Annotated in this window: 8 protein-coding genes; 6 read left to right on the top strand and 2 right to left on the bottom strand. The window is 70.1% G+C overall.

Translation table 11 applies throughout. The annotated features are described in order from the left end of the window. Positions 1 to 67: 67 nt before the first annotated feature. Entirely contained in the window at positions 68 to 1387 is a 1320-nt protein-coding gene (locus IE069_RS08670) for a short-chain fatty acid transporter (RefSeq protein ID WP_189349766.1), read from the top strand. Positions 1388 to 1396: 9 nt separating this feature from the next. On the opposite strand, the gene IE069_RS08675 is transcribed toward IE069_RS08670, so the two are convergent. Together IE069_RS08675 and IE069_RS08680 are read right to left on the bottom strand one after the other, a co-directional pair. Beyond that, a complete protein-coding gene (locus tag IE069_RS08675; RefSeq protein ID WP_229791034.1) occupies positions 1397 to 2539 on the bottom strand; it encodes a glycerate kinase in 1143 nt (380 codons plus the stop codon). Between the two features lie 13 nt (positions 2540 to 2552). Next, positions 2553 to 3785 carry a mandelate racemase/muconate lactonizing enzyme family protein gene (locus IE069_RS08680; RefSeq protein ID WP_189349734.1) on the bottom strand — a complete coding sequence of 411 codons (1233 nt, stop codon included), beginning with the start codon at positions 3783 to 3785 and terminating at the stop codon, positions 2553 to 2555. Between the two features lie 260 nt (positions 3786 to 4045). Here IE069_RS08680 and IE069_RS08685 point away from each other — a divergent pair, with 260 nt between their 5' ends. The 5 genes from IE069_RS08685 (at position 4046) to IE069_RS15730 (ending at position 13889) form a co-directional block, all read left to right on the top strand. Then, entirely contained in the window at positions 4046 to 4972 is a 927-nt protein-coding gene (locus tag IE069_RS08685; protein ID WP_189349735.1) for a carbohydrate ABC transporter permease, read from the top strand. Beyond that, positions 4965 to 5918, top strand: a complete 954-nt coding sequence (locus IE069_RS08690; RefSeq protein ID WP_189349736.1) for a carbohydrate ABC transporter permease — start codon at positions 4965 to 4967, stop codon at positions 5916 to 5918. The genes IE069_RS08685 and IE069_RS08690 overlap by 8 nt, the downstream gene beginning before the upstream one ends. A gap of 115 nt (positions 5919 to 6033) precedes the next feature. Continuing rightward, positions 6034 to 7401, top strand: coding sequence for a Gfo/Idh/MocA family protein (locus IE069_RS08695; protein ID WP_268245174.1), 1368 nt, complete (start codon positions 6034 to 6036; stop codon positions 7399 to 7401). Positions 7402 to 7412: 11 nt separating this feature from the next. Continuing rightward, the gene (locus IE069_RS08700) at positions 7413 to 8339 is read left to right on the top strand and encodes an NAD-dependent epimerase/dehydratase family protein (RefSeq protein WP_189349737.1); all 927 of its coding nucleotides are present in this window, start codon (positions 7413 to 7415) and stop codon (positions 8337 to 8339) included. Positions 8340 to 8621: 282 nt separating this feature from the next. Beyond that, positions 8622 to 13889 carry a rhamnogalacturonan lyase family protein gene (locus IE069_RS15730; protein WP_189349738.1) on the top strand — a complete coding sequence of 1756 codons (5268 nt, stop codon included), beginning with the start codon at positions 8622 to 8624 and terminating at the stop codon, positions 13887 to 13889. Positions 13890 to 14060: the final 171 nt, after the last annotated feature.

Genomic DNA, 14060 nt, shown 5'->3' on the forward strand with positions numbered 1-14060 from the left:
CCCCATGTCAGAAGCACCTGAAGACGTCGCGCAGCGCAGCGGGCGCGGCGGCGGCCTGGCGGCCGTGATGCGCCCGATCAACCACGTCGTCGAGCGGCTCATCCCGTCGGCGCTCGTCTTCGCGATCGTCCTGACGTTCGTGGTGGCCGCGCTCGGCCTGCTGCTGGGCGGGGCGACGCCGGTCGCGGTGGTGACCGCGTGGGGCGAGGGCCTGGCGGGGCTGCTCTCCTTCATGACGCAGATGGCGCTGATCCTGTTGCTCGGGCACATGCTGGCCAACACCCGGCCGGTCCGCGCCCTCCTCACCCGCGTCGCGCGCGTGCCGCGGACGGCGGCGCAGGCCTATGTGTTCGTGTTCGCGGTCGCCGCGCTCGCCTCGCTCATAACGTGGGGGCTCGGCCTCGTGGTCGGCGGCCTGCTCGCCCGGGAGGTCGCCGCCCAGGGGCGCGAGCGCGGGCTCCGCCTGCACTTCCCGCTGCTGGTCGCCGCCGGGTTCGCCGGGTTCGTCGTCTGGCACATGGGCTACTCGGCGTCCGGGCCGCTGACCGCGGCGACCCCGGACTCGTTCGTGAGCGAGCACCTCGGCGAGCCGCTGCCGATCACGGAGACCATCTTCACGGGCTGGAACATCGCCGCGGCCGCCGTGACGATCGTCGCCGTCGCGGTGACGATCTACCTCGTCGCGCCGCGCGCGCAGGACACGGTCGTCGAACTCGCCGTCGACGCCCGCGACCGCGGCGTCGAGGTGGAGGACGACGTCGTCACGCCCGCCGACCGCATCGACGCGAGCCGCGTGCCGACCCTGCTGCTGGGGCTGCTGCTCGTCACCTACCTCGTCGTGCACTTCGCCGGCGGCGGGTCGATCACCCTGGACATCGTGAACTGGTCGTTCCTGGCGCTCATCCTGCTGCTGGTGCGCAGCCCGTTCGAGCTGATCGCGCTGACCAAGGGCGCGGCGGCGAACGTCGGGGAGATCCTCATCCAGTTCCCGCTCTACGCCGGGATCCTGGGGATCATGTCCGGGACCGGGCTGATCGAGCTGTTCTCCGACGCCCTGGTCGCCACCTCCACCCCGCAGACGTTCGGCATCATGGCGTTCCTCTCGGCCGGCGTCGTGAACTTCTTCGTCCCCTCGGGCGGCGGGCAGTTCGCGATCCAGGCGCCGATCATGCTCGGCGCGGCCGACACCCTCGGGGTGGACCCGTCGATCGCCGTCATGGCCGTGGCCTACGGCGACCAGTGGACCAACATGATCCAGCCGTTCTGGGCGCTGCCGCTGCTGGCGATCGCGGGCCTGAAGATGCGCGACATCCTCGGCTACACCACCGTCGTCCTGATCGTCTCCGGGCTCGTGTTCGCGGGAACCCTGCTGATCGTCTCCCTGTAGCGGGGTCCGTCAGCGGGCGAGGAGGGCGCAGGCGTTGGCCGCGGCGTCCTCGATCAGCTCGGGCGCGGCGGCCAGCAGGTCCTGAAGGGCGGCCGCGCCCGGCGCGATCGAGAACGCCGCCGTCAGGCCCGCCCCGCGCACCTGCGCCGCCGTGAGCTTCACGGTCCCGGCGATCACGACGACGGCCGCGCCGCGCGGTGCCCGGGTGCGGACGGCGTCCACGACCTTGCCGCCGAGCGACTGGGTGTCCAGCGCGCCCTCGCCCGTCAGGACGAGGTCCGCGCCCGCCAGTGCGGCGTCGAGCCCCACAGCCTCGGCGACGAGCTGGGAGCCCGGCAGCGTCTCCGCGTCCAGCAGCGGCACGAGCGCGAGCGGCATGCCCCCGGCCGCGCCGAAGCCGGCGGCCGAGCGGAGCGCGTCGGCGTCCGCCCCCGCCTGGGCGGCCACGACGTCGGCCAGGTGGGCCAGCCCGGCGTCGAGCACCTCGACGTCGGCGCCGGTCGCGCCCTTCTGCGGGCCGAACACGGCGGCCGCGCCGCGCTCGCCCGTGAGCGGGTTGTCCACGTCGACGGCGATCCGCCACCGGACCCGCCGGGCGGCCGGGTGCAGGCCCGTGACGTCGATGGAGCGCACGGCGTTCAGCCGCCCGCCGCCGAAGCCGGGCTCCGCGCCGGAGGGGGCGTCGTCGTAGCGGATGTGCGCGCCGAGGGCGGCGAGCAGGCCGAGGCCGCCGTCGGTGCTGGCGGAGCCGCCGATGCACAGCAGGATCTCCTCCACGCCCTCCTCCAGCAGGTGGCGGGCGATGAGCCCGACCCCGTAGGTGTCGGCCCGCAGCGGCTGGAGACCGGCGTCGGCGACGTGGGGCAGGCCGTTGCCCTCGGCGGCCTCGAGGATCGCGGTGGTTCCGTCGGCCGAGCGCCCGAACCGGGCGGTGCGCGGGCGGCCGATCGCGTCGACGACCTCGACCGTCTCCGCGGGCCGGCCCCAGACGGCCAGCAGCGCGTCCAGGGTCCCCTCGCCGCCGTCGGCGAACGGCAGCTCGACGATCTCCGCGCCGGGGTAGACCTGCCGGGCGCCGGCGGCCAGTGCGGCGGCGGCCTGCGCGGCGCTGGCGCTGCCCTTGAACGAGTCGGGTACGCACACGATTCTCATGGTGAAACCTCCATCAGGAGATCGTCGCACGCCGGACGGCGCTGCGGGCGAGGATGTCGTCATCGGGCGCGAAGCCGAGCCCGGGGGAGTCGTCGAGCACGACGTCGGCGCCCGCCCCCGCCCCAGCGTCCTGGTGGGCGCCGTGCAGCGGGTGCAGCCGCTCCGGCCAGGAGAGGAACGGGACCTCGAGCTCCGGCTGACCGGCCCCGGCGGCCGTTACCTGGCGGGGCATCGCGGCGATCACCTGGGCGGTCGCCGCGAAGGCCGGCCCGTAGTAGAAGGTGTGGGGGACCACCGGCACGCCCAGGCGGGCGCCGGCGTCGTACACCTCGAGCAGGGAGGTGATGCCGCCGATCTTGCCGACGCTGGGCTGGGCGACGGACACCGCGCCGGCCGCCATGTCGGCGACGAGGCCGCGCACCCCGGAGGCGTTCTCGCCGGCGGAGACGATGCCGTGGCGGCGGTTCAGGCGGGAGAGCGCGCCCGTGTCGTCGGGCGGGAAGACCGGCTCCTCGAGCCAGTGCAGGCCGAGGTCCGCGAGCTGTTCGAGGGCGGCGTCCGCGCCGGCCTCGTCCCAGGCGCAGTTCACGTCGACCATGAGGCGGGCGCCGTCGCCGGCGGCCCCGCGGGCCGCTGCGATCGCCCCGCGCGTGGACTCGTGGAGTTTGAAGGCGGTGAAGCCGGCCGCGCGGGCGCGGCCGACGTGGAAGGCGACCTCGACGGGTTCCTCGCCGTAGTGGACCAGGGAGGCGTAGGCCTCGACGCGGTCGCGCGGGGGCGGGCCCGACGCGCGGCGGTCGGCGATGAAGCCGCGCAGGGTCCGGCCGGCCCGCTGCGCGGCGATGTCCCAGAGTGCGGTGTCGATCGCGGAGAGCGCGTAGTGGACGGGTCCGGTGCGACCGAACGCGTGGAACGCGTACTCGGCCTCGCGGCGGACGGCCGCCGGGTCGGCGGCGCGGCCGACGAAGAAGGGCGCCACGGTCTGTTCGAGGGCGGCCCAGGTGGCGGGATTGGTCTTGTGCCCGAACGCCTCGCCCCAGCCCGTCAGCCCGTCCGCGGTCGTGACCGCGACCATGAGGGATTCCATCTCCGTGAAGGACTTCGATGATGCGTTATAGGTATCAATCGTCTCTGAAGTGTCCGTGGAAGTATCGCGTCGCCCGGCGTCGAACGGCAGCGACGTCAGGACCAGTTCGATCCGCGAAATGGCGGATCCGCGCGTATCTAGCGGCTCTGCATGGTTCATTGCGACTCGGGCCCTCCGTGTGGCGTAGATCTAGTGATACGTTTCAATGCGTTTTCCCCGGGGGTGGGATCGGGGTCACCACGGCCTGTGGTTGACCTCACATCTCCGGTAGCTTACCGTGGAGAACGAATTATTGGAAAGCGCATTCCCGTCCGGGTCTCGACGAAGCATCCGATCGGGTTTCTACCCAAGGAGTCAGCCATGCTGTTCCACACCACCTTCCGGCGCAGGTCCGCCGGTGCACCGAAGGGGGCGGCCGAATGAGTGTCGTCGCCGAGATGCAGAACCTGTCCAAAGTCAAGGGCGGCAAGCGCCAGTACACGGACAACAAAGCAGGCCACATCTTCCTGCTGCCCTGGACGATCGGCCTCTTCGCCATCACCCTCGGCCCGATGGCGATGTCGTTGTACCTGTCCTTCACGGACTACAACCTGCTGCAGGCGCCCAACTGGATCGGCACGGACAACTTCGTCCGGATGTTCCAGGACGAGCGCCTGCTCAACTCCCTGCAGGTCACCTTCACCTACGTGCTGGTCGGTGTGCCCCTGCAGCTGATCGTCGCGCTCTTCATCGCGCTGCTGCTGGACCGCGGCATGCGCGGCCTGGCGTTCTACCGCTCGGTCTTCTACCTGCCGTCGATGCTCGGCTCCTCCGTCGCCATCGCCGTGCTGTGGAAGCAGCTGTTCGGCACCACGGGTCTGGTCAACCAGTTCCTGGCGATGTTCGGCATCGAGGGCATGGGCTGGATCTCCAACCCCGACACGGCCCTGAGCACCCTGATCCTGCTGAACGTGTGGACCTTCGGCTCCCCGATGGTGATCTTCCTGGCGGGTCTCCGCCAGATCCCGGCGATGTACTACGAGGCCGCGTCGATCGACGGCGCCACCCGGGTGCGCAAGTTCATCTCGATCACCCTGCCGCTGCTGAGCCCGATCATCTTCTTCAACCTCGTGCTCCAGATCATCGGCGCGTTCCAGAACTTCACGCAGGCGTTCATCGTCTCCAACGGCACCGGCGGACCGGCGGACTCGACGATGTTCTTCACGCTCTACCTGTACCAGCAGGGCTTCAAGGGCTTCGACATGGGCTACGCCTCGTCGATGGCCTGGCTGCTCGTGCTGATCGTCGGAGCCTTCACCGCCGTCAACTTCCTCGCCTCCAAGTATTGGGTGTTCTACGATGATTGAGCAGAAGACAAACTCCAGCCGGCCCGCCGTGGACGAGGACTCCTCGGATCCGCGGACCCCCGCCGAGGTCCGCGAGGCGACGACTCCGCCGCCCGTGAACACGTACAAGCCGGCCCCGCGCACGATGGTCCGGGCCGTCATCAAGCACATCGTCATGGTGGCCGCGGCGCTGGTGATGATCTACCCGCTGCTGTGGATGGTCGTCAGCTCCCTGCGCCCGACGGACGTCATCTTCCGGGAGCCGGGCCTGTTCCTTACCACGTTCGAGTGGTCGAACTACGAGCAGGGTTGGAATGCGCTATCCCATCCGTTCAGCCACTTCCTGCTGAACTCGGCGATCGTGGTTCTCGGCTGCATCCTCGGCAACCTGATCTCCTGCTCGCTGGCCGCCTACGCGTTCGCCCGTCTGGACTTCCGCTTCAAGAAGATCATGTTCGGCCTGATGCTCATGACCATCATGCTGCCGATCCACGTGATCATCGTGCCGCAGTACATCATGTTCTCCCAGATCGGCTGGGTGAACACGTTCCTGCCCATCATCATCCCGAAGCTGCTCGCCACGGACGCGTTCTTCATCTTCCTGATGGTGCAGTTCATCCGCGGCATCCCGAAGGACATGGACGAGGCGGCCCGCATCGACGGCGCCGGCCACGCGCGCATCTTCTTCCAGATCATCCTCCCGCTCATGGTCCCGGCCCTGGCGACCACGGCGATCTTCACCTTCATCTGGACCTGGAGCGACTTCTTCACCTCGCTCATCTACCTGACGGACCCGGAGATGTACACCGTCCCGGTGGCCCTGCGCGCCTTCATCGACGCGACGGGCGAATCCAATTGGGGCGCATTGTTCGCCATGTCGATCGTCACCCTCCTGCCAGTGTTCCTCGCGTTCCTCATCGGCCAGAAGTTCCTGGTCAAGGGCATCGCGACCACCGGCATCAAGTAGAACCAGCACGACGCCGGGGCGTCACCGTCATCAGCGGTGGCGCCCCGCGCGCTTTCCCCGCCATTCCCGCCAGCCACCCCCGCGAGGGTGAGCCGTCCAAGGAGTCAACGCGCCAGTGAGCGAATCCAACCGCACCCGCTACGTCATCATCGGCACCGGCAACCGCTGCGAGATGTACATCAACGCCATCCTCGGCGACCACGCCGAGGTCGCCGAACTGGTGGCGCTCGCGGACACCAACCCGGGGCGTGCCGAGTACTACCAGGACGTCATCGAGCAGACGTACGGGAAGCAGACCGGCTTCTTCGAACCGGAGGCGCTGACCGACTTCATCGTGAACGAGAACGTCGACCGCGTCATCATCACGACCCCCGACTTCACCCACGCGGACCTCGTCTGCGAGGCGCTGGAGGCCGGGGCCGACGTCGTGGTGGAGAAGCCGCTGACAGTGAACGCGGAGGCCTCGGAGCGCATCGCCGCCACCGTCGAGCGGACGGGCCGCGAGGTCATCGTGACGTTCAACTACCGGTACTCGCCGCGCAACACGGCACTGAAGGCCGCGATCTCCGACGGGCTGATCGGCAAGGTGACGTCGATCGACTTCAGCTGGGTCCTGGACACCGTCCACGGGGCCGACTACTTCCGCCGCTGGCACCGGATCAAGGAGAACTCCGGCGGCCTGCTGGTGCACAAGTCCAGCCACCACTTCGACCTGGTCAACTGGTGGCTCTCCGATGTGCCCGAGCGCGTCTACGCCGCCGGCGGCCTCAAGTTCTACGGGGCCGAGAACGCGGCCGAGCGCGGCATCGCGCCGCACGAGCGCGGCACGCGCGAGGACAGCGCCGAGGACCCTTTCGCGCTCGACCTGCGCAGCGACGAGCGCCTCGAGGGCCTCTACCTCAAGAACGAGGAGCACGACGGCTACCGCCGCGACCAGGACGTGTTCGCCCCCGGCATCACCATCGAGGACAACCTCGCGCTCACCGTGAACTACTCCGGCGGCGCCGTCCTCAGCTACACCCTGAACGCCCACAGCCCGTGGGAGGGCTACCGGGTCGCCGTCAACGGGACCGAGGGCCGCCTCGAACTCGACGTCGTCGAGCGCGCCGCCGTGCTGCCCGCCGCCGGCGGCTCGCCGGTCGACCCGTCCGTCACGGAGGACGGCCATGACAACCCGCTGCGCGCCAACGGCGAGCGTCTGGTGTTGCAGCGCCACTGGGAGGAGGCCCGCGAGCTGGAGATCGTCAACGGGGAGGGCGCCCACGGCGGCGGCGACCGGCTGCTGCTCGCCGACATCTTCCGCGGCCCCGGCGAGGACCCCTATTCCCGTCCCGCCGGGCTGGTGGACGGCATCCAGGCGATCGCCGTCGGCATCTGCGGCAACGAGTCCCTGGCCCGTGGCCAGGTCGTGCACGTCGACGACGTCGAGTTGGGCCTCGACGCGGCATCGAACGCGGGCCGCGTCCGCGAAGCGGCACTCTAGAGGGGGCGGACATGGCGAAGATCCTCATCACCGGCGGCTCCGGCCGCCTGGGCCGCAGCGTCGTGGCCGGATTCGCGGAGGCCGGGCACCAGATCGTGAGCCTCGACCGCCAGCCCCCGCCCGATCCGGTCGACGGCGTCGCCTACGAGAGCGTGGACCTGCTCGACGCCGGCGCCACGCGCTCGCTGTTCGCCCGCGTCGCGCCGGAGGCCGTGGTCTCCCTGGCGGCGATCGCGGTCCCGTTCAGCGCGCCGGAGGACGTGATCCTGAAGACCAACGCGGCGATCGCGCACAACGTGACCGAGGCGGCCGTGGGATCGGGTGCGCGGAAGGTCGTCGTCGCCTCCAGCCCGTCCATCATGGGCTACGGGTCGCCGGCCGGCTGGGTGCCCCCGCGCCTGCCGCTGGACGAGGACGTGACCCCGCGTCCCTGGCACGCCTACGGGCTCTCGAAGTACGTGGCCGAGCAGGTCGCGGCGATGTTCGCGGCCAAGCACGGGCCGGGCGACGGCGAGCACGGCGTGAAGTTCGCCTCCTTCCGGCCCTGCTACGTCATCGCTCCGGAGGAGTGGGAGGGCGCGCCGACCCAGCAGGGGCACACCGTCGCCGAGCGGCTCGACGACCCCGCGCTCTCGGCCCCGGCGCTCTTCAACTACGTCGACGCCCGCGACGTCACCGACTTCCTGCTACGCCTGCTCGAGAAGATGCACCTCATCGACAACGGCGACGTGTTCTTCGTCGGCGCGGCCGACGCCATGGCCCGCGAACCGCTCGCCGAGGTGATCCCGGAGATCTACCCGGAGCTGGCGCACCTGGCCGCCGGACTGACCGGCTCCGCGCCGGCCTTCAGTATCGAGAAGGCGCGCCGGGTCATCGGCTGGGAGCCGAAGCGGAGCTGGCGCACCGAGCTGACGGACCGGGTCGGCGCAGCCGGCTGAGGCCCCGACGCGGAAGGCGTCGGCGCGCAGGGAGACCGGACCGGGCGGTCCGCGGCTGGTGTGCCGCGGGCCGCCCGTCGTTCCGGGTATGACGCTGAGCGGCCGGGTAGACGCGGAGCGCGTCCTGGATACCCGCTGGTAGCGCACAGGGGGCATGCGCATGATGCACAGGAAGTATGCACCAAACCCTTGACCCCGGATGTGATGCGCATTACGTTCATCGTTGGAAAGCGCAATCCACTCATCCGTCATCACTCAACCCAGGGAGACTTCGACTTCACGATGAATCGTTTCAGTAGACCTGCTCGACTCAGTCTCGCCGTCGTCACGGTGGGTACGCTGGCCGTGGGCACGGCGTCCGGGGCGGCGGCGTTCCCGCTGGCCGCGACCACCACGACACCTGCCGCCGACGTAGTCACGGACTTCAAGTTCGACTTCGGCACACCCGAAAGCCCCGTGGCAGAGGGCTTCACGCGCATCGACCACCAGAACGCCTACACCGAGGAGGCCGGCTTCGGCGTCCTCGACAACCCCGGCCTCGCCTCCCGCGACCGCTCCACGGGCGACGACGCCCTGGGCGGGGACTTCGTCCTCGGCGCCCAGTGGCAGTTCGGCGTCGACGTCCCCGATGGACGCTACGACGTCGAGGTCTGGGCGGGGGACACCCTCGCCGGCACCAGCACCGTGCGCACGACGATCGGGCTCGAGGGCGAGGAGGCCGGGCACGTCCGGCCGGATCCCGAGACCGTCGCCAGCAAGGTCTTCACGACCGACGTGACGGACGGCCAGCTCAGCGTCGACGTCACCGGCGCCGGCAACGGCTACGTCAACGGGCTGACACTCACGCGCACCGGGGATGCCGGTGCCGTCGAGCCCGATCCGACCGACCCACCCGAGCCGACCGAGCCCGCGTCCATCGCGGCCCCCGAATCGCTCCGCGTCGCCCATGTCGCCGAGGGATCGGTGACCATGCGCTGGGACGAGGTCCCGGGCGCCACCGGCTACGTGCTGACCCGCTCCGACTCCGTCGACGGCGAGTACACCGAGGTGGCGCGGACGGGCGAGCGCGAGGTCTTCGCGACCGGCGCCGCCGACACGTCCGCGGTGAACTACTACCGCGTCCACACCCTCAGCGCAGAGGGCGAGTCGGCACCCTCCGCGGCCGCCGTCGCGTCCCTGACCGGCGAGTCCCCGGCGTTCCCGGCCTCCGGAACCCTCGGCCTCGACTTCGGCCCGGGCGCCGTCGCCGGCGACCACCGCGCTGTCGACGCCTCGACCGCCTACGACGCCGAGAGCCGCCTGGGCTTCGTCGACCCGTCAGCGGTCACCGGGACCGACAATGGCGGCGCGGACGCACTGCGAGCGGACTCCGTGGCGGTCGCCGGTACCGAGCTCGTCGCCGATCTGCCCAACGGCGACTACACCATCGGCGTCGTCGCCGGAAGCGCCGAAGCCGCCACCGACATCGCGATCACCGCCGAGCAGATGAGCAAGGTCGCGCCGGTCGAGAAAGCCGCCGGCGAATTCCACGAAATGGAGTTCGACCTCTCGCTCGTCGACGGCCAGCTCAACCTCGAGTTCGCCGGCGACGCGGCCAATCTGGCGGGTCTGACCATCACCCAGCGCGGCGAACGCGAGGCCGGAGCGGAGCCGACGGTGTACATCACCGGCGACTCGACCGTCCAGACCTACACCGACGACTACGTCCCGCAGGCCGGCTGGGGCCAGATGCTCGAGCGCTTCCTGTCCGACGACGTCGCGGTCGACAACCACGCGATCGGCGGGCGCTCGTCGAAGAACTTCATCAGCCAGGGCCGCCTCGACACGGTCCTCGGTCAGATCCGGCCGGGCGACTACCTGTTCGTCCAGTTCGGCCACAACGACAACTCGTACGGCGTCGACGACCGCTACGCCGCGCCGGCCGACTACCGGAACTACCTGCGCGCGTACGTCGACGGGGCCGTCCAGCGCGGCGCGACGCCGATCCTCGTGACGCCGGTGGCCCGCCGGTCCTTCGACGAGTCGACGGGCGAGTTCAACGTCTCCTTCCCCGACTACGTGCGCGAGGCCTCCGAGCTCGCGGCGGAGACCGGCACGGCGCTCGTCGACCTCTCCGCCTCCAGCCGCGCCTACCTCGACGAGATCGGGCCGGAACAGGCCAAGTCCGTCTTCCTCTGGGTGCCGGCCGGCGTCTACCCGAACCGCCCCAACGGGACCCAGGACGACACCCACTTCCAGGAGTACGGCGCCATCGCGATGGCCCGCCTGATCGCCCAGGACGTCGAGCAGCTCGACGTGGCACTGGCCGAGCAGGTGCAGGACGTCGCGCCGCCGGCCGACGTGCCGGCCGCACCCGCCGGACTCGTCGCCTCGAGCGTCTCCGCCTCCGGCGCGACCCTGACCTGGACCGAGGTCGAGGGCGCCGACATCTACAAGGTGTACGGCAAGGACTCGGCCGCAGGCGAGGACGCGTATGAGCTGCTGACGACGTCGACGGTTCCGCTCGCGAACATCACCGGGCTCGAGCAGGGCGCCGGCTACGACCTCCGCGTCGTCGCCGTCAACGGCCGTGGCGACTCGCAGCCCTCCGGCGCGGTGAGCATCACGACCAAGGCCCCGCTGCACAAGTTCGACTTCCAGCTCGACGGCCACGCCACGCTGGACGGCTACACGGCCTTCGACGACACCACCAGCTACACCGAGGAGCTGGGCTACGGCTTCACCGGGTCCGCGCCCGGCGGCCGCGACCGCGGCACCGACTTCGACCCGGCACCGACCGACCTGCAGCGCGACTTCGTCCTGCCCAGCGGCGACACCCCCATCGCTGTCGACGTCCCCGACGGCAGCTATGCCGTCGAGGTCATCTGGGGCGACATGATCGGCACGGCCCGCCTGGGCGTGACGATCGAGGGCGAGGACTTCGGCTCCTCCAACGCCGGCCGCGGGAGCACCTCGAGCCGGATCCTGCAGCCGGTCGTCGTGCGCGACGGCCAGCTGAACATCGAGGCCTCCGGCTGGCTCAACGGCCTGGAGATCACCCCGCTGATGTACGCGCCGACCGGCCTGACCGCCGGCGACGTCGCCATCGACGGCAGCGCCGTCTCCGTCCCGCTGAGCTGGGAGGCCACGGACGACGCCGTCGGCTACCGCGTCTACCGCCAGGCGGACGGCGCCGACGAGCCCACCGCGATCGGCGACACCGAGACCGCCGAGTTCGTCGACACGACGGCCGACGTGGGGCTGGACTACACCTACACCGTGGTCGGGCTCGACGCGGCCGGGGAGGAATCCGTTCCGTCGGCGGCGCTCGAGCTCACGACCATCGACGAGTCCGTCGCCGTGGCCCCGGTGCCACAGAACCTGAGCGTCGGCGAGGTCGACAAGAACTCGGTCGCACTGGCCTGGGATGAAGCCGACGGCGCGCTCTTCTACCACGTCTACCGCGCCGAGCCGGGCGGCGAGCTGGTCCTGATCGACCGCAGCGAAACGCCGTCCTACACGGACGAGGACGTGCTGACCACGATCGAGTACACGTACGCCGTGGCGTCCGTGAACGCCGGCGGCGCCTCCGAGCTCTCGGAGACCGTCACATCCCCGGCGGAGACGAAACTGCAGCGGCAGGCGGAGCGGATCGACCGCTCTCCGGTCGCCGTCGAGACCGAAGACGGCGTCTACGTGGGCTGGCGCCTGCTGGGCGACGACGACGCCGCGGCCGGCTTCCACGTCTACCGCGACGGCGAGCGGATCACCGACGCGCCGATCACGGACAGCACCAACGTCGTCGACCCGGAGGGAACGGCGGAGTCGATCTACCGCGTCAGCCTCGCCTCCGCCGAGGACGGGGCCGACGGCAAGGACAATGGCAAGGACAAGAAGGACAAGAAGGAGAAGAAAGACAAGAAGGATAAAGACAAGGACAAGGGTGGCGAGGCCGGTGAAGAGTGGGCTGGTGCCGAGTTCGGTGTGCAGGATGGCCAGACCCTCGACATCCCGCTGAACAAGCCGGAAGACGCCTACTCCAAGGACGGCCAGCCGTTCAGCTACCGCGCGAACGACGCGTCCGTCGGCGACGTGGACGGTGACGGCGAGTACGAGTACATCGTCAAGTGGGACCCGACGAACTCGCAGGACAACTCCCGCTCCGGGTACACCGGCAACGTCTATGTGGACGCCTACGAGCTCGACGGCACGCAGCTGTGGCGCATCGACCTGGGCCACAACATCCGCGCCGGCGCGCACTACACGCAGTTCCAGGTGTTCGACTACGACGGCGACGGCCAGGCCGAGGTCATGATGAAGACCGCGGACGGCACCGTCGACGGGGCCGGAACCGTGATCGGCGATTCCCGTGCCGACTACCGGAACTCGGATGGCCGCGTCCTGACGGGCCCCGAGTACCTGACGGTGTTCGCCGGTGCCACGGGCGAGGCGGTCGACACGATCGACTACGTCCCGGCCCGCGGCGACGTCGGTTCCTGGGGCGACACCTACGGCAACCGCGTGGACCGTTTCCTCGCGGGCACCGCGTACCTCGACGGAGAGAAGCCGAGCGCGCTCTTCGCCCGTGGTTACTACACGCGCACCGTCGTCGCGGCCTTCGACTTCGACGGCGAGAAAATCACCGAGCGCTGGGTCTTCGACTCGGACGTGGCCGGCAAGGATCTCGCCGGCCAGGGCAACCACTCGCTGTCCATCAACGACGTCGACGGGGACCAGAAGGACGAGATCGTCTACGGGTCGCTGACCATCGACGACGACGGCACGGCGCTCTACAACACCGGGCTCGGCCACGGCGATTCCCAGCACGTCTCCGACTTCGACCCGTCCCGGCCCGGCCTGGAGGTCTTCTCCTCGCACGAGTCCATGGGCGCCTCGGGCAACCGCGGCGCGACCATGCGCGACGGCGCGACCGGCGAGATCATCTGGGACATCCCCGCTGATCGGGATACCGGCCGAGGCGCCATGGGCGACATCGACCCGCGGTACGAAGGCGCCGAAGGCTGGGCCGTCGGCGGCGACGCGGCCTGGAACTCGCCCGTCGGGCAGCTGAAGTCCGCCACGGGCGAGCTGATCGCGGAGAGCATCCCGGCGGCGAACTTCCTGACCTTCTGGGACGGCGACCTGCTGCGGGAGATCGGCGACCACGACTACGACCCGGAGACCGGGGCCGGCGTGCCGACCATCGCGAAGTGGAACTGGGAGACCGAGCAGTCCGACGAGCTCTACCGGGCCGAGGGTACGCTGACCAGCAACAGCACCAAGGGCAACTTCGCCCTGCAGGCCGACCTGCTCGGCGACTGGCGCGAGGAGATCGTCACGCGCACCGAGGACTCCTCGGCGCTGCGGATCGCCACCACGGTGATCGACACCGATGAGCGGCTCTTCACCCTGATGTCGGACTCGCAGTACCGGCTGGCCGTCGCGTGGCAGAACACCGGCTACAACCAGCCCCCGCACACGTCGTACTTCATCGGCGAGGGCATGGAGACGCCGGAGGCGCCGCGCCTGGCCTACACGGCTGCGTCGCCGGAGGCCGAGCTCGTGGAGTGAACGAATCGAGGCTGCTGGACGCCGGTGAGGTTGGACGGATGAAGTCCAGCTGACCGAGCATCACGGAAGGCCCGCGACCCGACTCTGGGTCGCGGGCCTTCCGCTGTCTGACCTTGTGAGCAGGTGATTCAACTCCGTGGTGCGTAGCAGTGAGCGCCGATGGCAGGTCCT

It is taken from the genome of Zhihengliuella salsuginis (assembly GCF_014651715.1).
In the GTDB taxonomy this organism is placed as follows: domain Bacteria; phylum Actinomycetota; class Actinomycetes; order Actinomycetales; family Micrococcaceae; genus Zhihengliuella; species Zhihengliuella salsuginis.